Origin of the sequence: Neorhizobium sp. LMR1-1-1.1 (genome assembly GCF_040675795.1) — a bacterium.
Lineage (GTDB): Bacteria > Pseudomonadota > Alphaproteobacteria > Rhizobiales > Rhizobiaceae > Neorhizobium > Neorhizobium cellulosilyticum.
The window spans coordinates 302,966-328,075 of sequence record NZ_JBEGHE010000036.1; the positions used below are offsets into that span (position 1 = coordinate 302,966).

Sequence of the window (25,110 nt, forward strand, 5' to 3'; positions counted from 1 at the left end):
GCTGCGGCTTCGTGCGATGCCGCAATACATCACCTGATTTGAAAACCATGGGCAAGCAGATAGCGCTCGTCAACGAAGATCGGTCGTGACCGATCACTCTCGCGCGTCTGAGCGCCTTTATGCTCTCGGCTTTGTCATTGGCGCACCGAGCCATCTATGCGCTAAATCCCACATGGACATATGCTGGAGATTAATAAATGCGGCGCGATGAAATCGGCGATCTTCTGGCGTTCATGGCCGTTGCGGAAGAACGGAGCTTTACCCGCGCAGCGGCCAGAATGGGCACGTCGCAATCGTCGCTTAGTCACACGATCCGGCGCATGGAAGAGCGGATGGGCGTGCGCCTTCTCACCCGTACCACACGCAATGTCGCCCCGACCGATGCCGGCGAACAATTGCTTGAAACGCTGCGCCCGGCATTCGATGACATAGAAACCCGCGTCGATGCGATAAGCGCGCTCGGTGCCAAGCCCGCCGGAACCATTCGTCTGACATCGAGCCGCCAGCCAGCGGTCGGCATCGTCATGCCCGCGGCAAGCCGGATTATGGCGGAATATCCCGACATCAATATCGAGATCTCGGTCGATCAGCGCTTCACCGATATCGTTACCGAACGTTACGATGCAGGCATTCGGCTGGGCGAGCGGGTGGAGAAGGATATGGTGGCGGTGCGCATTGGCCCGGAACTGCGCATGGTCGTCGCCGGATCACCCGCCTATTTCGAGAGGAAAGGCAGGCCCCTTTCGCCACATGACCTGACGCAGCATGTCTGCATGAACCTTCGGCTTCCCACACTTGGCGGCCTTTATGCCTGGGAATTCGAGAAGGATGACAGACCGCTCAACGTGCGTGTCCAGGGCCAGTTCACCTGCAATGACGTGCCCATGCTGGTCGAGGCAGCCGTCAACGGCCTCGGCCTTGTGTGTCTTCCGGACGATCAGTTCGGCAAGCTGTTCGACGAGGGAAAGCTGGAACGTGTGCTTGAGGACTGGTGCCCGCCATTCCCCGGATATCACCTCTATTATCCCAGCCGCCGGCAGGTATCTCCCGCCTTCCGCCTGCTGATCGAAGCCTTGCGTTATCGTGACTGAGAGACCGAAGCTTTCCAGGGATTTGTCCATCGATCGTCGCCGGTTTTATGTCTGGAACACGATTGTTCCAGACGCACCTGGGCCGCAAAGAAACTTCCGCACTTGCCCTGAAAATAGAATACCAAGTCAGTAGAAATCTGTCGGGACCGGATAGGCTCACAACCATCGATCAATCACTCGGCCGGCTTGCCGCCGGCGGGTACCATCCTTCGATCCGATGAGGAAAATCATGTCCCACCCCGTGCTTGGCGTGGATCACAGCTATCTGCTGGTCAATGATCTCGATGACAGCGCCGAACGTTTCCGCCGCCTTGGCTTCACGCTTTCTCCCCGCGGGCTTCACAGTCCGCAAAAGGGATCGGCCAACTACACGATCATTTTTCAGGACGACTATCTCGAGCTTCTTGGACTGGTCGCCGAGACCGAACTCAATGCACCGCAGCGCAAGACGCTCGCGACCTATGGCCAGGGCCTGCAGGCGATTGCCAATCGCACCGCAAGTGCGGACGCAGCCAAGCCTGCGCTTGCCGAACTCGGCATCAGGACGGGAGAGATCAGCGCGTTTTCACGTCCACTCCCCCTGCCCGGCGGCGGCGAAGGCATTGCAAGCTTCAGGACATTGGGCTTCGACCCTGAGCAAGTACCGCTCGGGCACTTCTTCCTTTGCCAGCACGAAACGCGCGACATGGTGTGGAGGCCGGAACTTCAGGACCATGCCAATGGCGCGATTGGTCTTGGCGGCATAACCGGCATCAGCGACGATCCTCGCAAGACGGCGGAAACCTATGCAAGCTTCTATGCCGCAGGTCGTGTCGAGGAAATCGAAGGCAGTTTTCGTGTTGAGACCGGCCAGAATTCGGCACCTCTGTTCTTCTTCGAACCGGCAGCGATTGCCGCGCTTTACCCGGGTCTCGATATTGCCAGGACACCCGCCAATGGCTTTGCCGTGCTGCGCATTCGGGTGAAGGATCGCGAAAAGACAGCAGAGCTTCTCTCCGCTCAGGGCATCGCGTTCATCAGGACATCTGCCGGAGGCATTGCCGTTTCACCGGCGGATGCGAGCGGAGCAGTGGTCGAGTTCATCTGAGATCACAGGAATGCCGTGGCGATCTCGCCGCGGCATTCCTTGAGAATTAGAGGCTGAGGCCCGACAAAGAGAAGCGCTCTCTGTCGGGCCCGATATTCGCGAAAAATCGAAGAGCCTTGATCAGGCGGCAGGCCCCGGTTCCACCACAAGCTTGCAGCACCCCTCTTCACCTGGCCTCCAGGTTTCCCCCTTGAAGACAAAACCGGCCGCCTTGAAAAGGCCGCCGTCTATCGCCCCGCCAGCCTTGCACAAGAGTTCGATATCGTCATCGGATCGCCCCATCGCCTGCCAAGCTTCCTTCAGCGGACAGCGATGAAACTTGATTTCCAGGCGTTCGTCGTCGCTTCGGCGAACTTCCGGCTGAAAGAGGATATCACCTGCCGGAATGGTGCCGAGAAACCGCTCCTTCAGGGCCGTCAATCTATCCGGGCCGAGGTCGGCAAACCGGGCGCCGGCGGTAATGCCCATCCGGCGCGTCGCCTCGGACAGAAGCTCGACAGACTTTTGCGTGCCGAAGGCATCCCGCAACACGTCTAATATATTGGCATAGGCTGCGGCGCGCATGTTGAAAGCCGCCTGCAGCCATTCGATCGGCACCAGATGGCCGGTTTTGCTGTTCTCACTCATGACGCGGATCGTCTCCCAGTTCACTTATAGGCAGGCTCGAGCCTGTCCTTCAGCCGGTACCAACCGAGCATGGCCGGAGCGACACGTTTTGCAATCGGATGGAAGGAAATGGTGCGGACCGGGGTTATCGGAACAGCCAGATCCCGCTGACCGACACCTTCGATCGCGTCGGCAAAGACCTTGCCGAGCGAGGTTGCCAGGGCGACACCGCGGCCGTTGCAGGCGCTCCATGTCCACAGCCCGGGCGCGGGATTATAGAATTGCGGCATCCGGTCCACCGTCATGCCGATGCGGCCGTTCCAGACGAAGTCGAATTTCGGCCTGCCCATCTGCGGAAAGATTCCGGCCAATCGTTTGCCGATACGCTGTTTCAGGCGTTCCGCACCGTTGAACGGAAACATCAGCGCCCCGCCGGTCACAAGCCGGCCACGGGCGTCCCAGCGGAAGAAACGCAGGTCGCCATGGGTATCCGACAATGCCTGCCGCCCCGGCAAGACACTGGCGCGCACCGCGTCCGGCTGCGGTTCAGTCGCCATCTGCCACGACAGGATTGGCACGAGCGAATGCGCGACCTTCGGCGCCAGCCGGCTTTCGAACCAGTCCGTATAGCCATTCGAGGCTAAAATGACCTGATCGGATATGACGCGCCCAGCGGGGGTCGAAATCACCCAGCCCGATGGCGTTTTCTCGATCGACCGGACAGGCGTGTTTTCGTGAAGCATCGCGCCGGCAGCGGTGAGGCGATCGGCAAGCCCTCTGGAAAAGGCCAGCGGATTGATGTGCCCGCCACTGCTGTTGAGCATGCCGCCATACCAGTCCCGCGATCCGATGAGATCGGCAGTCTCTGCCGCATCGAGCAGGCGGACCTGCGCACCGCGGCGCGACCAGGCTTCCACGCGACTTGCCGAAAGCCGCACGCGCCCGGGCGAATGCGCCGGTTGAAACCAGCCGTTCTGTTGCGCCTCGCAATCGATGTCGTGTCTACGCACCAGATCGAAAAGATAGGAAGCGCTATCGCTGACCAGCTGGGCGAACCGCTCTCCCGCCTCCCCATGGGTTTTCGCAATGCTGTCCGGTTCGGCACCGGTCATGGTGGGAATGACCTGACCGTTATTACGGCCGGACGCCCCCCAGCCGACCTGAACAGCCTCAAGCACGATCACCTTGTGGCCACGCTCGGCAAGATGAAGAGCAGCCGAAAGGCCGGTAAAGCCGGCTCCGATGATCGCAACCCCTGCCCTCGCCTCACCCGAAAGGCTGGAGTTGGGGTTTCTTGGGCGTGTTACCGCGTTCCAGAGTGAGGGAGGAAAATCGGGGGATGCAATATCACTCATAAATATGTTCCATAACATTGAAACCGAAAAAGCAATCCGCACCAATCGCCTTGCGGATCACCTATTTTCGAGCATTGCCTAGTCGCGTTGGAAGTTAAGCGGCAGCCGCGGATGCGGAAGACTTGTGGTCGATACGACCGGTAACATTGGTGCCACGCTTGAGAAGATTGAGGATCGGGCAGGCCTTTTCGACAGCCGCCGCAACACGGGCAATCTCTTCCGGGCTGGCGTCCGGAACCAGCGAAACCGTGTATTCAAAATCATGCGGATAGACCGGAATATCCTCATGCCCTTCGGAGCCGCCACGCGGATCGATCTTGGCCGAGACTTCAGCATTCAACGCTTCCAGCACCACCTGCTGATCTGCTGCATGGATCAGCCAGGTATGCGTCAGGCAGCTCGAAAGCGCACCGACCAGCAGCTCCGGAGACGCTGGCCCGAGATTGTAACCGGCAAAATCCGCCGGGCTGTCGGAGAGGACCTGGAAATCCCGGATGCGGATGCGGCGCACACCGCTGCGGCCTTCCGCACTGGTACTTGCCTTCAGCGTCGCGACACCAAGTTCGCCGGATTTGATACGCCTGCGCCGCTCAAGCAGTGCCGCCCGCTTTTGAGCCAGGTAATCCTTCAATGTCGACATCTGTTTCGTCTCCTGATCGATGAACCGGCCGTTGTTCAGATGGACACCGCCGGGCACAGGAGCTTACTGCCCGCCGACTCCGGCAGTATACAAAAATTATGTACTATTGCCGCCCCCAAGCGGAAACGAAGTTGCGACCTTTGGCGGAACCGCGGAAATTCCACCTCATGCCCGCAAGCTGTTGACGAAAGCCAGAAGAGCCGGGATCGCTCTCCTTGATTTGCAAAAAGGCCCTCGATCCATGCCGGAGCGAAGGCCTTTGCGTCATTCTTCACTCACGCCTTGAACAGCGACTTCAGCGTCGAGGGCTGGCTGCGATGATACTGAGGCGCGGCGGAAACCTCGCCGCCCAGAGCGGCAGCGGCATGCCACGGCCAGCGCGGATCATAGAGGATCGTGCGAGCCAGGCCGATAAGATCTGCATCACCTGTCGCAACGATCGCTTCTGCCTGAGACGGTTCGGTGATCAACCCGACGGCGACGACCGGCATCTTCACCGCGGCCTTGACCGCACGCGCGAAGGGCACCTGATAGCTCGGCGACACGGGGATTTTCTGCTCGACATGCAGCCCGCCGGTCGACACGTTGATGGCGTCGCAACCATGGCTCTCCAATGCCTTGGCAAACTCGATCGTTTCATCCAGGTTCCAGCCGCCATCATACCAGTCGGTTGCCGAGACGCGAACCGATACGACCTTGTCGGCCGGGAAAGCAGCGCGCACCGCATCGAACACTTCCAGCGGGAAGCGCATGCGGTTTTCGAGGCTTCCGCCATATTCGTCGGTCCGCTGGTTGGCGAGCGGAGACAGGAATGAATGCAGCAGATAACCGTGCGCGGCATGGATCTGCACCGCATCGATGCCGATACGCGCGGCGCGGATTGCCGCCTGGACAAAGGCATCACGGATTTCGTTCATCCGCTCGCGGGAAAGTTCGGTCGGCACCGTGTCGGTCGATTTGAACGGAACTGCGGACGGTGCCTCGGTCTGCCAGCCATCCTTGTGATCGACGGGAAGCTGCGCACCACCGAGCCACGGCAGGTTTGACGATGCCTTGCGCCCGGCATGGGCAAGCTGAACCGCGATTGGAATGTTCGACCACTTGCGGATGCTCTCCAGCGTCCGGCGCATCGCCGCTTCCGTCGCATCATCATAGAGGCCGACATCGGCATAGCTGATCCGGCCTTCGGGAACGACGGCCGTCGCCTCGATCGTCAACAGGCCGGCACCGGACAGAGCCAACTGCCCCAGATGAATCAGATGCCAGTCGGTCATGCATCCATCCGCGGCGGAATAGGTGCACATCGGGGCAATGGTGATACGGTTCTCAAGCTCGAGATTGCGGATCTTGAACGGTGTGAAAAGCTGTGGCTGAGGCATGTCGCTCACTTTCGGAATGATAGGGTTCGACGCCGCATTCAATATCGAGACGCCGCCGGCTGCTTGTAGATTCGACCGATATCCGCAGGTGCAATAGAAGTGCTGGTATGGTGTAAGACATACCTATGCCTTACAAAGGTATGCGTCAAGACATACCTGTTACTTGCATCGAGATGCCAATTTTCGTAGAATTACCCTATGTCAGAACTGCTTCCCCAGCCAGCACGCGACGAGATCGACCTGAGCACTGTCTTCTCGACGCTGTCCGATCCGCTTCGCCGCACCGCAATCGCCATCCTGGCGACCTTGCCGGACGGCATGGAGCGTAATTGCGTGTCCTTCGGTTTTCCGGTCGCCAAGGCTTCGCTCACCCACCACTTCAAGATCCTGCGCGAGGCGGGGTTGATCAGCCAGATCGATTACGGAAACCGTCGCGCCTCCTCGCTTCGCCGCGAAGACATCGACGCGCGGTTTCCCGGTCTCCTTGCCATGCTGGTCAAGGAACTCGAGCAGGATGGCGGCGCCGAAAAAGCGGTCACCTCGGCTGGAAAACGCTGACTTTAGCGATCGGAAGAGCCGGGCTGTACCCGGCTCCCGAATTTTTCAATCGCGTTCAGCTCATCTTGCCGGCGCATTGATGCCGAGATCGGCTTCAGCCACATTGGCCGAACTGGCACTTTCGCTACCCAGCCTCCTCCCCTTCACCAGGGCATAGATCGCCGGAATGACGATCAGGGTCAGCAGCGTCGAGGACACCATGCCACCGATCATCGGCACCGCGATGCGCTGCATGATCTCCGCTCCCGTTCCCGTGCTCCACAGGATCGGCAGGAGACCCGCCATGATGGCCACCACGGTCATCATCTTCGGCCGAACACGTTCGACAGCGCCAACCATGATGGCGTGATGAAGATCCTCTCTTGTCAGCGGCCTCCCCTCGCTGGCGCATAAGGCACGCCCCTCCTTCAAGGCGTGATCGAGATAGATCAGCATGATCACACCCGTCTCCGCGGCAACCCCCGCCAGCGCGATGAAGCCGACGGCCACCGCAACCGACGCATTGAACCCGAGCCACCACATCAGCCAGATGCCGCCGACGAGCGCGAAGGGCAGGGAGAGCATGACGATCAGGGTTTCGGTCAGCGCCCTGAAGTTCAGATAGAGCAGAAGGAAAATCAGCGCGAGCGTCAGCGGAATGACGATGGACAGTCGCGCGGCCGCCCGTTCGAGATATTCGAACTGACCGCTCCATGCCACGGAATAGCCCGTTGGAAGCTCCACCCGTGCCGCCACCGCCTGCCGGGCCTCGGCGACATAACCGCCGAGATCGCGGCCCGTGATATCGACATAGATATAGACGGCGAGCTGGCCGTTTTCGGTGCGCACCGTCGTGGCACCCCGCGTCAGGCTCACCTCGGCCACTTCACCGAGAGGAACGGTTCCGCCGCCGGGCAGCGAGACAAGCACGTCTCTTGCGATCGACTGCGGATCGCTGCGCGACGCGCGCGGATAGCGGATCGCCACGCCATAACGTTCGCGGCCCTCCACGGTAGAGGTCACGACTTCCGAGCCGAGCGCCATCGAAACGACGTCCTGCACATCCCCGATCGTCAGACCGTAACGCCCGAGCGCCATCCGGTCCGGCACGATATCGAGATAATAACCACCGATCACCCGTTCCGCATAAGCGCTGGACGTTCCATCTACATCCTTCAGCACGGTTTCGATCTGCCGGGCTACCTTCTCCAGTTCATTCAGATCGGTACCGTAAACCTTCACGCCGACCGGAGTTCGAATGCCTGTCGACAGCATGTCGATGCGGGCGCGGATCGGCATCGTCCAGGCATTGGCGACGCCGGGAAACTGCAGAGCTTCGTCCATCTCCTTTTTCAGGCTTGCCGTCGTCACGCCCTGCCGCCACTCGGTTTTCGGCTTCAGCGTGATGATCGTCTCGAACATCTCGACAGGCGCGGGATCGGTCGCCGTCAAGGCACGCCCGGCCTTGCCGAAGACGCTTTCGACTTCCTGAAAGGACTTGATGATCCGGTCCTGGGTCTGCAGCAGTTCCGCTGCCTTGGTCACCGACAGGCCGGGCAGGGTCGTCGGCATATACATCAGCGTACCTTCGTCCAAATCCGGCATGAACTCGCTGCCGATATGCTGGATCGGCCAGACCGTGGCCCCGAGGACGAGAAGCCCCACCACTATCGTCAGCACCTTCGCCTTCAGCACCCCGGCGATGACCGGACGGTAGATCCAGATCAGGAAGCGATTGACGGGATTTTTATGCTCCGGAACGATCCGCCCCCTGACGAAGACGACCATCAGCGCCGGCACCAGCGTCACCGACAGGATCGCGGCCGCCGCCATTGCAAAGGTCTTGGCGAAGGCAAGCGGGCTGAACAGCCTCCCCTCCTGTGATTCCAACGTGAAGATCGGCAGGAAGGAGACGGTGATGATCAGCAGGCTGAAGAACAGCGCCGGACCGACCTCGCTCGCCGCCTCGATGAGGATGTCGATACGCTGCTTGTCCGGCGGTGCCCGCTCCAGATGCTTGTGGGCATTCTCGATCATCACGATCGCCGCATCGATCATCGCCCCGATGGCAATCGCAATGCCGCCGAGGCTCATGATATTGGCGCCGATATTGAGGAAGTGCATGGCAATGAAGGCCATCAGCACGCCCACGGGCAGCATGATGATGGCGACGAGCGCACTGCGAACATGCAGGAGAAAGACGATCGTGACGAGAGCAACGACGATCGCCTCCTCCACAAGCGTGCTTTTCAACGTTTCGATCGCAGCCTCGATCAATTGCGAGCGATCATAGACCGGCACGATCTCGGTACCGGCCGGCAGGCTGCCCTTGATCCCCTCGAGACTCGCCTTGGCATTATCGATGACCGACAGCGCATTGGCCCCGAACCGCTGCAGCACGATGCCGCTCGCGACTTCGCCCTCACCATTCAGTTCGGTAATCCCCCGCCTTTCGTCGGGAACCAGTTCGACCCTTGCAACATCGCCGAGCCTGAGCGACGTGCCGCCCATGCTTTTCAGGACGATATTCTCGATATCGGTTATGCCCTTCAGATAACCGCGCCCGCGCACCATGAACTCGAATTCGGAAAGCTCGACCGTGCGGCCGCCGACATCCGTGTTGCTGGCACGCACGGCACTGGCGATGTTGGTGAGCGAAATGTCCTGCGCCTTCAGCCGGACCGGATCGACCACGATGGAATATTGCTTGACGAAACCGCCGACGCTGGCGACCTCGGCAACACCTTCGGATTTCGAAACCGCGAAGCGCACGACCCAGTCCTGCAACGACCGCAGCTGGGCAAGCGACATCTCTTTCGCCACCACGGCATATTGATAGACCCAGCCGACCCCCGTCGCATCGGGACCGAGCGTCGGCGTGATCCCGCCCGGAAGGCGGCTTTGCGCGACATTGAGATATTCAAGCACACGGCTGCGCGCCCAGTACGGATCGGTGCCATCCTCAAAAATCACATAAACGAACGAAGCGCCGAAAAAGGAGAAACCGCGCACCACTTTGGATTTCGGCACTGTCAGCATGGAGGTCGTCAGCGGATAGGTCACCTGGTCCTCGACGACCTGCGGCGCCTGACCGGGATAATCGGTGTAGACGATCACCTGAACATCGGAGAGATCGGGAATGGCGTCGAGCGGCAGCGACCGCAAGGCGTAAATTCCACCGGCGACGGCCAGCATGGCAGCGACAAAGATCAGGACCAGATTGCGGGCGGACCAGGATATCACACGGGCGATCATTGTTTCGCGCCCTCCGCCGTCATCGCGCTCAGCGCCGAGTTGAGATTGCTCTCGGCATCGAGCAGGAAGTTTGCCGCGACCACAACCTGATCTCCGGCCTTGATGCCGGTGATGATTTCCGTCTGCGCGTCGCCGCGCGCGCCAAGCTTGACGTCTCTCGGTTCGAACCGCCCTTCTCCCCTGTCGAGGAACACGAGTTTGCGATCACCCGTGTCGATCACGGCGCTGTTCGGAACCACGATGACAGGGTCTTCGGAGCGCGTATCGATCTCCACCTCCGCATACATGTTGATGAGCAGCGCACCATCCGGATTGGCAAGTTCGATGCGGACCTTCGTTGTCCGCGTCTGGGTATCGACCTGCGGGTAGATAAGGTCGACAGTGCCATGGAATGTGCGGCCGGGCAGGCTGCGAACGGTCAACTGCACGTCGGCGCCGATCCGGACGGCGGCCAGGTCATATTCCGGAAGATCGGCCAGCACCCACAGATGCGACATATCCGCGATGCGAAACAGCACATCGCCGGGCTTGGCCATCATGCCCGCAATGGCAAGCCGTTCGAGGACGATGCCATCCCGCGGCGAGGTATAGTCTATGGTTGCCGGCACCTGCCGCCGCTCAGCGATCGTGCTGATCGCCTCATCCGGCACGCCGAGATTTTTCAGACGAAGCGCCGAACCTGCCTTGTCGCCTCCCGGTGCGGCATATTCCGTCCCGGCAGTGGCAATTTCCTTGGAATAGAAGCCGAAAAGCACCTGTCCTTTCCCGATCCGGTCGCCTGTCGTCACGGTCGAAACCGTGTCGATAAAGGCATCGGTGCGCATCGCGATCACGCTGACGCGGGTCTCGTCCAGCGTCACGGTGGCGGGTGCGCGGACTGCCCGGCCGATCCGGGCCATCACGGCGGTCGCGGTTTTCACCCCCGTCCGCTGCAGTTTTCCGGGAGAGACCCTGATCGTCGCCCCGTCCTGCTGCTCGTCGGCAAAAACGGGCAGGTAGTCCATGCCCATACTGTCCTTCTTCGGCACCGGCGACGTGTCGGCCAGCCCCATCGGATTGCGATAATAAAGGATGCGCCGGGGCGCGGTGGAGCCAAGCTCCGCCAGCATGGCCTTGGCAGGTTTGGCGGCCTCAGCATTTCCGCCTGCCTCACCCGCTTTTTTCCTCACTGCGAGATAAGGCCTGCCGTCATCCGTGGTTTTCGGCTGTGCCGAAAATTGCGGCAATCCATCCGGGTGCCGATAGTAGAGGATGCGTCCATCCTCATGCGAATGTTCATGTGCCGCGCCGGCAGCAGCGCCATGCGCCGCACCCGAATGACGCTCCTCGGCAAACACCCGATAACCACTGGAACCGATAACGGCGGAAGCAGCGAGGATCATTCCAAAACGGGGCAGCCAGTTCATGGCGACACCTTGAGGATAAGATCACGCTCGACCGGTTCAGGCTCGCCCTGGATCATCGCTCCGATCCGCAAGCGCCAGGCGCCTACCATCGAAAGGTCCGCCTTGAAGTGATAGACCCCGGGTTCACTCGACCCGACCGGCTCGATCGCCGCGCCCATATCCGGCATGCCATCTGGAGCCATGTCGAGCGCCGTGTTGAAAATGATGGCGTCCGAAACGGGCGCGCCGCTGCGCCGGTCCGTCATCCGAAGTTCGACCATCGCATTGCGACTTTGCCTGATATCGCTTTTCAGGAGGGTGAATTCATAATCCTGTGCGGCGGCACCGGCACTGACCGGGTTCATGGCCAAAAGGCCGAGGAGGAGCACGGCTCTCCCGGAAGACAATGTTCTGTTCATGGTTCTGGATCTCGCTGCGACGTCTGTCCTTGCGTCGCGAGGTGAAACTACGAGCCATCCGACACTGCCCGCGCGGTATGCGCTCGGCCTTGGTCAGAGGGCAGTTCGATTTCAGCGGAGATCAGGCTTTGGGCGGCGGCCCGGCAGGAACGATCGTTGCAGATATCATCTGTCGCGCAGGGGCCGCATCGTAGCGGACGTGCTTGAAGGCAAACTCCATGTCCGAAGTTGTGGCGGCCGGTATCGAAGCGACAGGCGGTGCGCAAAGAAGCGCCGATGGGCAGGAATGATGGCGCTGGCTATCGGAGCCCTGATCATCAGAAGGGCACGGCTGTTCGCAGTTGACGTGATCGCCAACCATCGAGACCTGCATCTGATCCGAGTTCATATGAGACGAATGCAGCGTATCAGGCCCGGCAAGCGGCGTCACGCCCTGGCTGCCGGTTGCCGTTGCGAGCAATGCAATGATCAAAAAGAGATTGCGAATAAGTCTCATGGCGCATTCCCCGCCTATAACCAGACGAGGAACCTGTTTCCTACTACGAGCTCGATTATCCCGTTTATGCTGAAAGTAAGGAATAGGCCAAAAGACCGCAGGCAGAAAAGCAAATGCCCCGGCAAGGCGTCACCTTACCGGGGCATCGTAAGTCAGGCTCGAAAGCTTAGTAGTGGACCGACAGACTGTCGATCGGTGTCGTCTTCGGCGGCGCGAACTTCGTCAGGTTGATCCCTTCGACCGCGACGCGATATTCCTCGATGCTCGGCGTACGGCCGAGGATCGCGGAAAGCACGACCAGCGGCGTCGAAGCAAGAAGCGATTCACCCTTCTTTTCCGCCGTGTCTTCAACAACGCGGCCCTGGAACAGACGGGTCGAGGTGGCCAGAACCGTATCGCCCTTTTCCGCCTTTTCCTGGTTGCCCATGCAAAGGTTGCAGCCCGGGCGCTCCAAATAGAGAATGTTCTCGTATTCGGTGCGGTTGGACGTCTTCGGCTTCAGGTCGTCGAATTCGAAGCCCGAATACTTCTGCAGGATTTCCCAGTCACCTTCGGCCTTCAGCTCGTCGATGATGTTGTAGGTCGGCGCGGCAACGACGAGCGGTGCCTTGAATTCGACCTTGCCCTCGGCCTTTTCGAGGTTCTTCAGCATCTGGGCGACGATCTTGATGTCGCCCTTGTGCACCATGCAGGAACCGACGAATCCGAGGTCGACCTTCTTGGTGCCGCCGTAATAGGAAACCGGGCGGATCGTATCGTGGGTGTAGCGGCGCGAGACGTCGGCATTGTTGACGTCCGGGTCGGCGATCATCGGCTCGTCGATCAAGTCGAGATCGACGACGACTTCGGCGAAATACTTCGCGTTATCGTCCGGCTTCAGCGCCGGCTTTGCGCCGGAGCGGATTTCGGCGATGCGGGCATCTGCCTTGTCGATCAGGCCCTGTAGCGTCTGCGCGGCATTGTCCATGCCCTTGTCGATCATGATCTGGATGCGCGACTTGGCGATTTCCAGGCTTTCGATCAGCGTCTCGTCCTCGGAGATACAGATCGACGCCTTGGCCTTCATTTCGGCCGTCCAGTCGGTGAAGGTGAAGGCCTGGTCGGCGAGCAGCGTGCCGATATGGACTTCGATGATACGGCCCTGGAAGACGTTGTCGCCATGCTGCTTGAGCATCTGCGCCTGGGTGGCATGCACCACGTCGCGGAAGTCCATGTAAGGCTGCATCGTGCCCTTGAAGGTCACCTTGACCGACTGCGGGATCGGCATGGTCGCTTCGCCGGTTGCGAGCGCCAAAGCAACGGTGCCCGAATCCGCACCGAAAGCGACGCCCTTGGACATGCGCGTATGGCTGTCGCCGCCGATGATGATCGCCCAATCATCCACGGTGATGTCGTTCAGCACCTTGTGGATGACGTCGGTCATCGAGTGATAGACGCCCTTCGGGTCACGCGCGGTGATGACGCCAAAGTTGTTCATGAAGGACATCAGCTTCGGAATGTTGACCTGAGCCTTCTTGTCCCAGACGGAAGCCGTGTGGCAACCCGACTGGTATGCGCCGTCGACCAGCGGCGAAATGACGGTTGCCGCCATCGCTTCCAGTTCCTGCGCCGTCATCAGACCGGTCGTATCCTGCGAGCCGACGATGTTGACGGTGACGCGAACGTCGGAGCCGGCATGCAGAACCTTGCCCGGCGTCACGCCGACGGCGTTGCGGTTGAAGATCTTCTCAACCGCGGTCAGGCCCTGGCCTTCGAGCGAGATTTCCTTGTTCGGAGCGAAAACCGGCGTTGCTTCGACGCCGAGCGTCTGGGCGGCAAAAGTCTGCAGCTTCTTGCCGAAGACGATCGCGTAGGACGAGCCCGCCTTCATGAACTCCGTCTTCTGCGGCGTGAAGGAGGAGGCGATGTCGACCAGCTCTTCGCCGTTTTCGTCACGCAGCTTCCGGTTCTTCGCATCGATCTTCAGAACGGTACCGGTCTCGACCGAGTATTTCTGCTCGAGGATCGGGTTGCCGTCATTGTTGAGGATCGGCTTGCCGTTCTCGTCGAGCTTCTTGACCCAGTTCTTCAGGTTGATGCCGATACCGCCGGTCACGTCGACGGTGGTCGCGAAGATCGGCGAAATGCCGTTGGTGCCGGCGACGATCGGAGCGAAGTTGACGAAGGGCACGTAAGGGCTGGATTGCTTGCCGGTCCACAAGGCGACGTTGTTGACGCCGGACATGCGCGACGAGCCGACGCCCATCGTGCCTTTTTCGGCGATCATCATCACCCGCTTGTCGGGATGCTGCTTCTGAAGCGCGACGATTTCCGCCTGCGCTTCCGGCGTGATCATACACTGACCATGCAGCTGGCGGTCGGAACGCGAATGCGCCTGGTTGCCCGGCGACAGAAGGTCGGTCGAGATATCGCCTTCGGCGGCAATGAAGGTAACGACCTTGATCTCGTCTTCGACGTCGGGAAGCTTGGTGAAGAACTCGGCCTTGGCGTAGCTTTCCAGCACGTCCTTCGCGATGGCGTTGCCGGCCTTGTAGGCATCGCGCAGGCGGAACATGTCGGCGTCATAAAGGAAGACCTGCGTCTTCAGGACGTCACCGGCTTCCTTGGCGATTGCCGCGTCATCGCCAAGCGCGATGTCGAGCAGCACTTCTACCGAAGGACCGCCCTTCATGTGCGACAGGAGTTCGAGCGCAAATGTCGGTGTGATTTCCGGAACGACCGTTTCGCCGAGAATGATCTTCTTCAGGAAGGCGGCCTTGACGCCGGCGGCACTCGTCGTGCCCGGCAGCGTGTTGTAAATGAAAAATTTCAGGGCATCCGCCCGATGCTCGTTACCGGCATCCTCGATCAATGTGATGATTTCAGCGATCAGCGCGCCATCATCGATCGGCTTGGGGGCAAGCCCTTGGGGTTCTCTGCTTTTGATTTCAGCCAGGTATTCCGAGTACAGGTTCATCACAGTCCCAACGTCATTAGCTTTTTGGCGCTGAAACGCAGCGCCACCGGAAAATTATGCGGCCCAAGGCCTTCGGGTTTGGAGTACGTCAACCGAGCCCGTGTGACAAGATACCGCAATTCGGTAAATGCAGTCCTTCGGCTCCAGCATTTATCGGCTGACGATGACCGAGCGCGTTCTTAGCGGATCGACGCGCCGGAAGCCATCGATTTAACTACGACCGGCATTCCCGATTCGCCCTGCAGAAACGGTGTCCGGCAAGGCTTTTCGGCGGAAATTCTTGAGGTTTTCACTCAACGATCAAACATGTCCTGCCATTGCTTTTCGCCGACCATGCAATCGCTTTTGACCGGCTTGTCGGCAATCCGGCGAATGAGCGGCTGGGCTTCGATACCGCTGACTTCCATCACCAGCTTGCGGCGAACCGCAACACCGAAATCATCGATATCGTGAACCGGCAGAACGAAAGACCCCGGCCCACCCGCAACGCAGTCGCTGTAATATTGGTCGAGCCCGCCCGGCGTTCCCGACGGCCTGAGCATGATGGCGAGACCATTGATGACGATGCCCGCCTCGACAGCCTTGTCGCGCGCCGGCGTGACCGGGTTGCCTGAATTGTTCGGCCCGTCACCCGAGACATCGATCACCTGGCGAAGACCATGATAGGAATTGGAGACGAGCATGGTCGCACCGTGCACGATGGCGGCCGAAATCGATGTCCTGCGCTGCATCTCGACCGGCCGCGCCTCGACCTTGTTGGCGAAGGCGATCGCATCCTGTTCGTTCTCGATGATCTGCCAGTCGATCACCGAACCCTGAACGACATCGCCTGCCCACTCGAAATAACTGATGGCGATGCGCCCGGTCAGCCCATTCCTGACCGCATCGATAAACTCTTTGTGCTTGAGTGCCGACACGTAACCTTCGCGCTGGATGCGAGCTTCTTCCGTGTCCATAGATCGGGACGTATCGACTGCGAGTACGAGTTCGACATCCACTTCCTGCCCGCCTTGCACGATTGCGGTATTGGTCGCGGTCAGGGTCATTAACATTGCAAGTGTTGTGAGCATGGCAATCCATTCACTGCAGTGTCGATTGCCGGACTGTAACACAGGATATTGCCAGCGCGATCCCCTCCCCTGACGCAAGGGCAGCGCGTGGCTCAAATTTCAGTGATGTCTTATTCTGCAGCCGCGGGGTGCGGACCATCCTTCATCGCTTCGATCAGGCATTCCATGATCGCCGCTCGCAGGGCGTAAGTATTGGCACTTGTTTGTTTCCGGTCCAGGCTTTGGGCGGCCTCTATGAGCCGCATGCCTTGATGCACTACGATCTGGTGCGCGCGATTCATGGCCCAGTGTTCAATTGAACTGCCATGATCCAGTGCATGACTTTGCGCGTTCAATGTAGCCTCGCTATTCATCAGCGTTACTGCGAATCATCTCGCAAACCGACGCTAATACAGATTCATGTCCAAGTGAATCCGTGAGACATCGAAGTATTGATGGGAAGAAGAGAAAAATACGAACATTTTCAACAAACCCGATTTCTCATCGGTAAAAACAGACACCATAACGCTTTAAACTATCGCATTTACATTCACGCGTTCGGACATGACACGCCCAGAACGGCATGAATGCTGAGAGATTTTCATTCTCTTCTTCAACGACCTGATGCAACGATGAGGGCGATCTGCACAAAGTGCGGCGCCGATCTTCACCACTAGATGTGCAGACACGGGATTTCGCGCAAAGCTTACCAAGCTTTAACGAGACGGATATCCAACGGTAATCAAGCGAGGACTAACGTGGCTTCATGGTCATGACGCCTGAAACAGGCGAATACAGACCGCAACTTAGGATCAGAGCCATGTGGATCACAGCACGTAAATTCGTCACCACCGGTCTGGTCGCCTTGACGATTGCCGGAACGGCTCTCGCCACCGCCTCCCAGGCTGAAGCACATAACAATTTCGGCCGCGGCTTCGCCGCTGGCATAGCGGGCGCAGTCATTGGCGGAGCGCTGATTGCCGGCGCCAGCCACGCGCCTGCCTATGCTGCAGCACCCTATGGCCCTCCTCCTATGCGATACGGGCCTCCACCGGTCGCTGCCTATTACCCTTCCTGCCATGTTGTCTGGCATCAGGACCACTGGGGCGACATGTATCGCACCCGCGTCTGCGACTGAGCCGACACAGGCGGTATCACAGCCCCCTCCCGACATAACTTCAAGTTCCGGCGCGCCGCTTTCTCGGCTTTCGCGCCCTTACATCTCTCAACTTAGCTGAAGAGTGAAACGCCATGTCCAACATCATTCGCAGAAACCGCATCCTGGCTCTCGTTGGCGCTGCAATCATCGCAGTTCCCCTGGCGACGCCAATCATTCTTGGCAACAACGCGGCGTTTGCCGCATCTTCGTCTCCCGCCGCAGCCGTAGGCGGCATTATCGCGCCGGCAGGGTCGTTTGCCTCGATCGTCGCCGCTGACAAACATGCAGTTGTCACCATCACCACAACGATGAAAGCAGAGGCTGCTGCCAGCGACGAAACATCTCCTTTTGGCGAGAACTCTCCCTTCAATGAGCAATTCAGACAGTTCTTCGGCCAGAACGGAATTCCGATGCCACATGAAGCGCCTCGGCAACGTCAGTCCGAACGTGCCGAAGCACTCGGCTCCGGCTTCATTATTTCTCCCGACGGCTATATCGTTACCAACAACCACGTGATCGACAAGGCACTGGACATAAAGGTGACGCTGGATGACGGCACCGAACTTCCCGCCAAACTGATTGGCGCCGATCCGAAGTCCGATCTCGCCGTGGTCAAGATCGAAACCAAGAAACCGCTCGCAACCGTCACCTGGGGTGATTCCGACACCCTGAAACTCGGGGACCAGATCCTGGCGATCGGCAACCCTTTCGGGATCGGCACGACAGTCACGGCCGGCATCGTGTCAGCCCGCGGCCGCGACCTGCATTCCGGCCCTTATGATGACTTCATCCAGATCGATGCGCCGATCAACCATGGCAATTCCGGCGGCCCTCTGGTGGATCACGACGGCCATGTCGTCGGTATCAATACGGCCATCTACTCCCCGAATGGCGGGAGTGTCGGGGTTGGCTTCGCCATCCCCTCCGATCAGGCGAGGCAGGTTGTCGCCAAGCTGATGAAAGACGGCTCAATCGATCATGGTTTCATAGGCGTACAGATCCAGCCGGTAACTGCAGATATCGCCGACGCGATTGGCCTCGGCAAGGCTGAAGGCGCACTGGTCGCCGGCGTCAACGACAACACACCAGCAGCCAAGGCCGGCGTCGAGGCCGGCGACGTCATTACTGCGCTGGGCGGTAAACCAATCTCGTCACCGCGTGATCTTTCGCGCATGGTTGCCGATCTTGTTCCCGGATCGAAAGAAGAGTTGACGGTATGGCGCCAGGGCACACCGAAAGACCTGCGTTTGACGATCGGTGAAAACAGTGAGGATCAGCAGCAAGCTTCGTCTGATGAAGGAAAATCCGGCCCGGCAGCTCACAAAATCCCAAACATCGGAGTTGGGCTTGCGGATATCACGGCGGAGGTACGGCAGGCCCTGAACCTTCCAGCGAAAGAAAAAGGTGCTGTCATCGCAAGCGTTGTACCCGGCAAACCCGCGGCGGACGCAGGCCTGCAAGAGGGCGACATCATCGTTTCGGTCAACCAACATGCGGTCAATTCTGCAAACGAAGCCAAGACCGCGGTCGCTGATGCCGGCAAGGCCGGACGCAAGGCAGTGCTGCTGCTGATCCAGCGTGGCGACAACCAGAGCTTTGTCACCGTTCCATTCTCGATCGGCTGACTTTTGTCATACGACTACCTGACCCCGCTGTCGAAAGACATGCGGGGTCAAACCTACTTACTTGTGCCTGTCGTTACAGAAAAACGATCACGCAGATTGAGAGAGCCCATACCATGAACCCGGCCTGGAGATGGATGCTCTCAGGATGTGGGCGCAGGGATGCGTGATGCAGGCACCGGATCCCTGATATCATCGAGAGGGCCTTCAAGCGCCGTCCGCGGAGGGATCAATTGCGGTTCGATAATGGTAACGACGGGATGAACCGGCGCCGCCTCGAGCAATTCGAACCCCTTCTCCAGCATCGCAGAAATATTCGGTTTGGCCATGTAGACTGGAAAAGGCAGAAACGATGCGAACGGATCATAATCGAAGCAGCCAGCGACGATGTTTGCGAAGACCGCTTCATCGTGCCGTCCCATGAAACGAAGCAGGCCTTCGAAATTGATGGACGAGTTTATGAAAAGACAGCGCGGCAACCGGCCCTCGCGGGCGAAAAACCGTTCAAAAGCCAGCTCCGTCATACGCGGCGAGTAACCGGTAATCTCGATGTCGTTTTGGCTTTCAATGCCGAAGAACGCATCCTTCGCCGCATGAAAGCCGGCAATACGCTCGCGGCTGGCATGGTCGTCGTGGCCGCCGAACAAGACGACATCATCAGGAACCAGTGCGCCTCCTTGGGCCGCATGCCGCAGAATTGCCGAGGTCAGCACCTCGGCTCCGTTCCTGTTATCGGAAATCACCGAGGATGCCAGCTTGCCGGGAAGATCGATATTCACATGGGGAAGGCCGGCCCGCGCGCAGACTTGATGGACGCCGTCCGGGTCCGTAACGCCTGCGATAAACAGCGCATCGATCGAATAGGCGATCAAGGTTTCCACAGTCCGGCGCTCTTCGTCAGGATCACGACGCCCGGAGACAACCATGGGGGACAGACCGCGCAAACGCGCCTGCGCCTCGAACGTCTGCGCCATGGAGGAAAAGAAGCGGTTATCGTAAACCGGAACCAATAGCCCGACGAGACCGGACTTCGAGCTTCTCAAGCCACGCGCCTGAAGATTTGTCGTGTAACGCTGCGCTTTGGCAAGCGAGAGTATCCTCTCGGCCGTCTCCGTGGAAATCCGCCGTTTGCGCCATGACCCGTTCAAAACCGCGCTCACGGTCGAGGCCGAAGCGCCGGACAGGACTGACAGGTCGTAAATGGTGGCTTTCTTGGAATTCTGAACCGTCATCCTCATCTCCCGAATGATTCTGATTGGTAGAATATTAGTCCACTTGACGAAAGGCATGTTCGTGTTATGGTTATTGCACCATCGATTGTGCAAAAATGCAATATCGATTGTGCGTATCTAGATTGCTATGGGAGTGGCAAGGGAGCGTCTCGAATGGGCGAGACGGGAGATTTTCAAGCGCAGCGGGGAAGAGCTGTTGCGCGGATCTGCTTGCCGCAGTGTCTTTGGAGGAGGAACATCCATGAAGAAAATGATCGCGGCCGCTATCGGCCTGTCGCTGGCGCTGCTTTCATCCGCGGCATTTGCCGATGGACCGAAGGTCGGCGTCGTCGTGAAAATCGGTGGCATTCCGTGGTTCAACGCCATGGAAGCCGGTATCAAGGAGCAGAGCGCCAAGCTCGGCGTCCAGGGCTTCATGGTAGGCCCGACGAGCGCAGACCCGGCGCTTCAGGTGCGCGCCATCGAAGACTTGATCGCTCAGAAGGTTGACTTCATCGGCGTCGTCCCGAACGATGCCAAGGTGCTGGAGCCCGTGCTGAAAAAAGCGCAGGACGCAGGCATCAAGGTCATCACCCATGAATCGCCCAATCAGGCCGGGGCCACCTGGGATTTCGAACTTGCATCCGCCAAGGGTTTTGGTGAGGCACATGGCAAGCTGCTTGCTGAAAAGATGGGCGGCAAGGGTTCCTACGCGGTGTTTGTCGGCTCGCTGACCGTGCCGCTGCACAATGCCTGGGCGGATGGAGCCATCGCGTACATCAAGGCCAACTATCCCGACATGAAACTCATCGGTGATCGTTACGGCGTGGCCGAGGATCTGGATAAGAGCCGCTCGACGGCACTCGATCTCATGTCGGCCAACGCTGATCTCAAGGGCTTCCTGGCCTTCGGTTCGCAGGGACCGATTGGCGCTGGCCGCGCGGTGGAAGAACGCCGCAAGGACGGCAAGGTCTTCGTCATCGGTCCGTTCTCGCCGGGACAGGGTGCAAAGTTGATCAAGTCCGGTGCGCTGACAGGCGGGTTCATGTGGAATCCCAAACAGGCCGGGGAAGTGTTCATCACGCTTGCCGATCGCATTGCCAAGGGTCAGGATCCCAAGGCTGGCGACGACATTCCGGGCCTCGGCAAGATCAATCCTGAAGGTAACACGATCGTCGTCGATCAGCTGCTGAAGATCGATAAGGAAAGCATCGACAAGCTGGTTTCCATGGGCCTCTGATCCTCCCCAAGCCCAACGGGTCGCGCCCGGGCATGCCGGGCGCGACCTATCCTCGACAATTCCGTCGTCCACAGCATCCGCCCACAAAGGCGGCTGAGCGAAGAGATTTGCCATGATGAGCGCCGAACCGCTCCTGTCCCTCAAGAACATCAAGATTACATTCGGCGGCGTTCGCGCCCTGAAAGGCGTCTCGTTCGAGGTCAATCCCGGGGAAGTGCATTGCCTTGCCGGCGAAAACGGCTGCGGCAAGAGTACGCTGATCAAGATCATTACCGGTGTCTACAAGCCTGAAGACGGCGCGGAGTTTTACTTCGACGGGCAACCGATCACCGCCATGACGCCGAGCATGGCCCAGTCGCTCGGCATTCAGGTGATCTGGCAGGATCTGGCGCTGTTCGGCGAGATGACCGTCGCCGAGAATATCGGCTTCCAATACGCAGTGAGCGGCAAATATGGCCTTGTAGACAAGCGCGCGATGGAGAAGGCCGCCGAAAAGGCGCTTGCCCGCCTCGGCGTCTCGCTCGACCTGCATCTGCCGTTGAAGGAGCTGCCGATTGCGCAGCGCCAGATCGTCGCCATCGCCCGCGCGCTGGTCGGCGAAGCGCGGCTTGTCTTCATGGACGAGCCGACGGCGTCACTGACCCAGTCCGAAACCGATTACCTGATCGAGATCGTCCGCAATCTCTCAGCATCCGGCGTGGCAGTTGTCTTCGTGTCGCATCGCCTGGCCGAAGTGCTGGAGATTTCCGATCGGATGACCGTCCTGCGTGATGGCGCGCTGGTCGGCGTCTTCCCCGTCGAAGGCATGACCCAGTCACGAGTGACAGAGCTGATGACCGGCCGCAATTTCGACAGCGCCGTCATCGCTGCCGATCACGACGATCAGCCGGTTGTTCTGTCGGTGAAGAACCTTTCCCGTGCCAACGAATTCGAGAATATTTCCTTCGATCTGCGCCGCGGCGAAACACTGGGCGTGACCGGGCTTCTGGGTGCCGGCCGTACAGAACTGGCGCTCACCCTTTTCGGCATGCGCAAACCGCATTCCGGCGAGATCGTGCTCGATGGAGAGACGGTCCACTTCGGCTCCAACCGGGAAGCCATTCGTGCGGGTGTCGCCTATCTTTCGGAGGATCGCCTGTCGCTCGGCCTCAACCAGCCGCAGTCGATCGCTGACAATCTCGTCATGGCTTCGCTTGATCGCATCCTGTCGGGTGGCCTCATCTCGCCTCCGAAAAAGGAAAATGTCGTCGCGCACTGGATTTCCGCGCTCGGCGTCAAGATCGGCAAGCCGGAAGATCCGATCCGAACGTTGTCGGGCGGTAACCAGCAGCGCGTCGCGATTGCCAAATGGCTCGCGATCGGACCCAAAATTCTCATCCTCGATGCGCCGACGGTTGGTGTCGATGTCGGCGCCCGCGCAGGCATCTTCGAGATCGTACGCAAGCTTGCTGCCGACGGTCTGTCGATCATCCTCATCTCCGACGAGCCGCCGGAGGTCTATTTCAACGCGGATCGCATCATCCATATGGCCGAAGGCCGGATCAAGGCGACCTATGACCCGCGGCAGATGTCGCTGACCGACCTGGAAGGAAAAGTCTATGCGTAGGTTGATGCTTGGCCACACGACCGAGTTCACGCTGTTCGCCGTGATGATCGTCCTTTGCATCGCGCTTTCGTTCGCGACGGACAGGTTCTTCACGATCTCCAATGCCTTCGACGTTTTGAACGTCTCGGCCGTCAACATCATTTTCGCGGTCGGCCTGCTTGTCGTGCTGATCTCCGGCGGCATCGACATCTCATTCGCGGTGGCGGCCTCCGTGGTGCAGTATGTGACCGCGCTGGCAATTGCGTATCTGGGCGGCGGCAATTGGGCCGAAGGCTTCATCATCGCTGGTGCGGTCGGCATCGGGCTCGGGCTGATCAATGCAGCGCTTGTCTACAAGCTGCAGATCATCTCGATCGTCGCGACCATCTCGACCTTCAATATCTTCTTCGGCTTGCTGATGTTCTTCACCAAGGGCGTATCGATCTACGACCTGCCGGAATGGCTGACCACGCGTGTCGTCTTCTACGAACGTGAGATGAGTGACGGCTCCTGGCTGGAACTGACATTGCCGGTCGTGGTGATGATCCTCTGCTGCGTCGCCACCTGGTTCATGATGTCCCGCACTACGATCGGCCGCCAGCTTTATGCCTTCGGCGACAATCCGGAAGGTGCGCGCCGCTTCGGCATCAATATCGGCGCCATGCATTACATCTCGTTTGGATGGCTTGGCCTGATGGCGGGAATCGGCGGGTTGATGCAGGCGCATTATGCCGAAGAAGTCGTGCCGAACGCCCTTTACGGCCGTGAACTCGACGTGCTTGCCGCAACCGTTCTCGGCGGTGCGCGGCTTGGCGGCGGCAAGGGATCGGTCATCGGTTGTGTGCTTGGCGTGCTGATGGTGTCGATTACCCAGAACGGTCTCAACCTGATGGGCGTTTCGCCCTTCGCCTTCAAGATGATCGTCGGCGCCATCATCCTCGTCGCCATCACGCTCTCCTCCGCACGGATCGACAAGCTTCTGCCGTTCTTTGCCAAGGGCAATATCCAGAAGGGTCAAGCCCAGAAGAGGGAGGCGCACTGATGTCGTCGCTGATACAGAAGTTCAACAAAACGTTCGGCGCTGACATGGCAGGCCCGGTCATCGCCTTCGTGGTGGTGATGGTCATCTTCGGCCTTGGCGCAGACAACTTCCTGTCGCTTGGCACATTTGGTTCGGTCGCTTTCCAGCTTCCCGAACTCGGCCTGCTCACACTTGCTATGCTGCTGCCTCTCCTGACCGGTGGCATCAATCTGTCGGTGACCTTCACCGCCAATCTCTCCGGCCTTGCCGCCGCAAGCGTTCTGCAGGCCTTTGGCGGCGTCGATGCGTCGGGTGGCGCATTCGTGATTGCGGTTGCGGCCGCCGTGGCAACCGGTGCCGCGGCCGGCCTGATGACCGGCGCGGCGATTGCCTACACACGCGCTCACCCGATCCTTGTCACCCTGTCGATGATGATCTTCCTGCGCGGTCTTGGCGAGTTCCTGACGCGTGGCGGCGATGTCTCGGGCTTCCCGAGCTATATGGAGCCGATCGGTCATGGATCGATCTTCGGTCTGCCGATCCCGCTTCTGATCTTCATTGTCTGTGTTGGGATCTGGCAGGTTCTCCTGACCCGCAGCAAACTCGGCTTCGGGCTGCTGATGATCGGCTCCAATGTCGAGGCCGGGCAGTATTCGGGCCTCAACACCCGCCGCATCATCATGCTCGTCTACACGCTGTCGGGTGTCATGTGTGCCGTCGCCGGCATTATCATGCTTGCCCGTTTCAACTCGGTTCGTATCGGCCACGGGGAATCCTATCTGCTGATCACCGTGCTTGCGGCATTTCTCGGGGGTATCAATCCGTTCGGCGGCTTTGGTCGCGTATTGCCAGTGTTCGTCGCGCTCGTCGTGCTGCAGCTTCTTTCTTCCGGCCTCAACCTGATGGGCGCCAACCAGCATCTGGCAACGGCGCTCTGGGGCGTGCTGATGATCGTGGTGATGGCGGCCCGCACCATCGTTTCCTCCTATTTCGCATCCCGTAGAAAGAAGATCTGAC

Annotated in this window: 21 protein-coding genes; 9 read left to right on the forward strand and 12 right to left on the reverse strand. The window is 59.5% G+C overall.

The features are described from left to right. Positions 1-197: 197 nt before the first annotated feature. Complete coding sequence (locus tag MRBLMR1_RS21785) at positions 198-1,091, forward strand: LysR family transcriptional regulator (RefSeq protein ID WP_206826629.1); 894 nt, start codon at positions 198-200, stop codon at positions 1,089-1,091. A gap of 229 nt (positions 1,092-1,320) precedes the next feature. Beyond that, positions 1,321-2,178 carry a VOC family protein gene (locus MRBLMR1_RS21790; RefSeq protein WP_500066194.1) on the forward strand — a complete coding sequence of 286 codons (858 nt, stop codon included), beginning with the start codon at positions 1,321-1,323 and terminating at the stop codon, positions 2,176-2,178. Positions 2,179-2,298: 120 nt separating this feature from the next. Here MRBLMR1_RS21790 and MRBLMR1_RS21795 read toward each other — a convergent pair whose 3' ends face one another. The 4 genes from MRBLMR1_RS21795 to MRBLMR1_RS21810 all read right to left on the reverse strand — a co-directional run bounded on the left by MRBLMR1_RS21795 (position 2,299) and on the right by MRBLMR1_RS21810 (position 6,158). Then, entirely contained in the window at positions 2,299-2,805 is a 507-nt protein-coding gene (locus MRBLMR1_RS21795; RefSeq protein ID WP_500066196.1) for an L-2-amino-thiazoline-4-carboxylic acid hydrolase, read from the reverse strand. 20 nt (positions 2,806-2,825) lie between these two features. After that, positions 2,826-4,139 (reverse strand): NAD(P)/FAD-dependent oxidoreductase, encoded by a 1,314-nt coding sequence (locus MRBLMR1_RS21800; protein WP_500066198.1) that lies wholly within the window; start codon positions 4,137-4,139, stop codon positions 2,826-2,828. 94 nt (positions 4,140-4,233) lie between these two features. Next, entirely contained in the window at positions 4,234-4,779 is a 546-nt protein-coding gene (locus MRBLMR1_RS21805; RefSeq protein WP_500066200.1) for an OsmC family protein, read from the reverse strand. Between the two features lie 275 nt (positions 4,780-5,054). Continuing rightward, positions 5,055-6,158 (reverse strand): NADH:flavin oxidoreductase/NADH oxidase, encoded by a 1,104-nt coding sequence (locus MRBLMR1_RS21810; protein ID WP_183685568.1) that lies wholly within the window; start codon positions 6,156-6,158, stop codon positions 5,055-5,057. A 198-nt stretch (positions 6,159-6,356) separates the two neighbouring features. Between MRBLMR1_RS21810 and MRBLMR1_RS21815 the strand changes: the two genes are divergently transcribed. Further along, positions 6,357-6,716, forward strand: a complete 360-nt coding sequence (locus MRBLMR1_RS21815) for an ArsR/SmtB family transcription factor (RefSeq protein WP_148146848.1) — start codon at positions 6,357-6,359, stop codon at positions 6,714-6,716. A 60-nt stretch (positions 6,717-6,776) separates the two neighbouring features. Here MRBLMR1_RS21815 and MRBLMR1_RS21820 read toward each other — a convergent pair whose 3' ends face one another. The 7 genes from MRBLMR1_RS21820 to MRBLMR1_RS21850 form a co-directional block, all read right to left on the reverse strand. Then, entirely contained in the window at positions 6,777-9,950 is a 3,174-nt protein-coding gene (locus MRBLMR1_RS21820; protein WP_500066203.1) for an efflux RND transporter permease subunit, read from the reverse strand. Next, positions 9,947-11,356 (reverse strand): efflux RND transporter periplasmic adaptor subunit, encoded by a 1,410-nt coding sequence (locus MRBLMR1_RS21825; protein ID WP_500066205.1) that lies wholly within the window; start codon positions 11,354-11,356, stop codon positions 9,947-9,949. Before MRBLMR1_RS21825 ends, MRBLMR1_RS21820 begins: the two co-directional genes overlap by 4 nt. Beyond that, positions 11,353-11,754: a FixH family protein gene (locus MRBLMR1_RS21830; protein WP_183685562.1), complete on the reverse strand. Its 402-nt coding sequence runs from the start codon at positions 11,752-11,754 to the stop codon at positions 11,353-11,355. Before MRBLMR1_RS21830 ends, MRBLMR1_RS21825 begins: the two co-directional genes overlap by 4 nt. 121 nt (positions 11,755-11,875) lie before the next feature. Then, positions 11,876-12,250, reverse strand: a complete 375-nt coding sequence (locus MRBLMR1_RS21835) for a hypothetical protein (RefSeq protein WP_206826615.1) — start codon at positions 12,248-12,250, stop codon at positions 11,876-11,878. Between the two features lie 166 nt (positions 12,251-12,416). Further along, complete coding sequence (locus MRBLMR1_RS21840; protein ID WP_148146840.1) at positions 12,417-15,206, reverse strand: bifunctional aconitate hydratase 2/2-methylisocitrate dehydratase; 2,790 nt, start codon at positions 15,204-15,206, stop codon at positions 12,417-12,419. A gap of 293 nt (positions 15,207-15,499) precedes the next feature. After that, complete coding sequence (locus tag MRBLMR1_RS21845; RefSeq protein WP_148146837.1) at positions 15,500-16,276, reverse strand: DUF1194 domain-containing protein; 777 nt, start codon at positions 16,274-16,276, stop codon at positions 15,500-15,502. A 110-nt stretch (positions 16,277-16,386) separates the two neighbouring features. Further along, complete coding sequence (locus tag MRBLMR1_RS21850) at positions 16,387-16,629, reverse strand: hypothetical protein (RefSeq protein ID WP_404945535.1); 243 nt, start codon at positions 16,627-16,629, stop codon at positions 16,387-16,389. A 446-nt stretch (positions 16,630-17,075) separates the two neighbouring features. Between MRBLMR1_RS21850 and MRBLMR1_RS21855 the strand changes: the two genes are divergently transcribed. Both MRBLMR1_RS21855 and MRBLMR1_RS21860 read left to right on the forward strand, forming a co-directional pair. Then, on the forward strand, positions 17,076-17,393 hold the full coding sequence (locus MRBLMR1_RS21855; RefSeq protein ID WP_148146835.1) for a hypothetical protein: 318 nt from the start codon (positions 17,076-17,078) through the stop codon (positions 17,391-17,393). A gap of 113 nt (positions 17,394-17,506) precedes the next feature. Continuing rightward, complete coding sequence (locus MRBLMR1_RS21860; protein WP_500066209.1) at positions 17,507-19,039, forward strand: DegQ family serine endoprotease; 1,533 nt, start codon at positions 17,507-17,509, stop codon at positions 19,037-19,039. Between the two features lie 140 nt (positions 19,040-19,179). Here the strand turns inward: MRBLMR1_RS21860 and MRBLMR1_RS21865 are convergent, their stop codons facing one another. After that, positions 19,180-20,268 (reverse strand): LacI family DNA-binding transcriptional regulator, encoded by a 1,089-nt coding sequence (locus tag MRBLMR1_RS21865; RefSeq protein ID WP_148146831.1) that lies wholly within the window; start codon positions 20,266-20,268, stop codon positions 19,180-19,182. 241 nt (positions 20,269-20,509) lie between these two features. Here MRBLMR1_RS21865 and MRBLMR1_RS21870 point away from each other — a divergent pair, with 241 nt between their 5' ends. The 4 genes from MRBLMR1_RS21870 (at position 20,510) to MRBLMR1_RS21885 (ending at position 25,109) form a co-directional block, all read left to right on the forward strand. After that, positions 20,510-21,487, forward strand: a complete 978-nt coding sequence (locus MRBLMR1_RS21870; RefSeq protein ID WP_148146828.1) for a substrate-binding domain-containing protein — start codon at positions 20,510-20,512, stop codon at positions 21,485-21,487. A gap of 115 nt (positions 21,488-21,602) precedes the next feature. Then, a complete protein-coding gene (locus MRBLMR1_RS21875) occupies positions 21,603-23,093 on the forward strand; it encodes a sugar ABC transporter ATP-binding protein (RefSeq protein ID WP_148147064.1) in 1,491 nt (496 codons plus the stop codon). Continuing rightward, positions 23,086-24,114, forward strand: coding sequence for an ABC transporter permease (locus MRBLMR1_RS21880; protein WP_148146827.1), 1,029 nt, complete (start codon positions 23,086-23,088; stop codon positions 24,112-24,114). Before MRBLMR1_RS21875 ends, MRBLMR1_RS21880 begins: the two co-directional genes overlap by 8 nt. Continuing rightward, complete coding sequence (locus MRBLMR1_RS21885) at positions 24,114-25,109, forward strand: ABC transporter permease (RefSeq protein WP_148146825.1); 996 nt, start codon at positions 24,114-24,116, stop codon at positions 25,107-25,109. The genes MRBLMR1_RS21880 and MRBLMR1_RS21885 overlap by 1 nt, the downstream gene beginning before the upstream one ends. The last annotated feature ends 1 nt before the right edge of the window (position 25,110 follow it).

Coding starts and splice junctions, on each gene's coding strand:
- MRBLMR1_RS21785 (WP_206826629.1), top strand. CDS start 198: ATGCGGCGCGATGAAATCGGCGATCTTCTGGCGTTCATGGCCGTTGCG.
- MRBLMR1_RS21790 (WP_500066194.1), top strand. CDS start 1,321: ATGTCCCACCCCGTGCTTGGCGTGGATCACAGCTATCTGCTGGTCAAT.
- MRBLMR1_RS21795 (WP_500066196.1), bottom strand. CDS start 2,805: ATGAGTGAGAACAGCAAAACCGGCCATCTGGTGCCGATCGAATGGCTG.
- MRBLMR1_RS21800 (WP_500066198.1), bottom strand. CDS start 4,139: ATGAGTGATATTGCATCCCCCGATTTTCCTCCCTCACTCTGGAACGCG.
- MRBLMR1_RS21805 (WP_500066200.1), bottom strand. CDS start 4,779: ATGTCGACATTGAAGGATTACCTGGCTCAAAAGCGGGCGGCACTGCTT.
- MRBLMR1_RS21810 (WP_183685568.1), bottom strand. CDS start 6,158: ATGCCTCAGCCACAGCTTTTCACACCGTTCAAGATCCGCAATCTCGAG.
- MRBLMR1_RS21815 (WP_148146848.1), top strand. CDS start 6,357: ATGTCAGAACTGCTTCCCCAGCCAGCACGCGACGAGATCGACCTGAGC.
- MRBLMR1_RS21820 (WP_500066203.1), bottom strand. CDS start 9,950: ATGATCGCCCGTGTGATATCCTGGTCCGCCCGCAATCTGGTCCTGATC.
- MRBLMR1_RS21825 (WP_500066205.1), bottom strand. CDS start 11,356: ATGAACTGGCTGCCCCGTTTTGGAATGATCCTCGCTGCTTCCGCCGTT.
- MRBLMR1_RS21830 (WP_183685562.1), bottom strand. CDS start 11,754: ATGAACAGAACATTGTCTTCCGGGAGAGCCGTGCTCCTCCTCGGCCTT.
- MRBLMR1_RS21835 (WP_206826615.1), bottom strand. CDS start 12,250: ATGAGACTTATTCGCAATCTCTTTTTGATCATTGCATTGCTCGCAACG.
- MRBLMR1_RS21840 (WP_148146840.1), bottom strand. CDS start 15,206: ATGAACCTGTACTCGGAATACCTGGCTGAAATCAAAAGCAGAGAACCC.
- MRBLMR1_RS21845 (WP_148146837.1), bottom strand. CDS start 16,276: ATGCTCACAACACTTGCAATGTTAATGACCCTGACCGCGACCAATACC.
- MRBLMR1_RS21850 (WP_404945535.1), bottom strand. CDS start 16,629: ATGAATAGCGAGGCTACATTGAACGCGCAAAGTCATGCACTGGATCAT.
- MRBLMR1_RS21855 (WP_148146835.1), top strand. CDS start 17,076: ATGTGGATCACAGCACGTAAATTCGTCACCACCGGTCTGGTCGCCTTG.
- MRBLMR1_RS21860 (WP_500066209.1), top strand. CDS start 17,507: ATGTCCAACATCATTCGCAGAAACCGCATCCTGGCTCTCGTTGGCGCT.
- MRBLMR1_RS21865 (WP_148146831.1), bottom strand. CDS start 20,268: ATGACGGTTCAGAATTCCAAGAAAGCCACCATTTACGACCTGTCAGTC.
- MRBLMR1_RS21870 (WP_148146828.1), top strand. CDS start 20,510: ATGAAGAAAATGATCGCGGCCGCTATCGGCCTGTCGCTGGCGCTGCTT.
- MRBLMR1_RS21875 (WP_148147064.1), top strand. CDS start 21,603: ATGAGCGCCGAACCGCTCCTGTCCCTCAAGAACATCAAGATTACATTC.
- MRBLMR1_RS21880 (WP_148146827.1), top strand. CDS start 23,086: ATGCGTAGGTTGATGCTTGGCCACACGACCGAGTTCACGCTGTTCGCC.
- MRBLMR1_RS21885 (WP_148146825.1), top strand. CDS start 24,114: ATGTCGTCGCTGATACAGAAGTTCAACAAAACGTTCGGCGCTGACATG.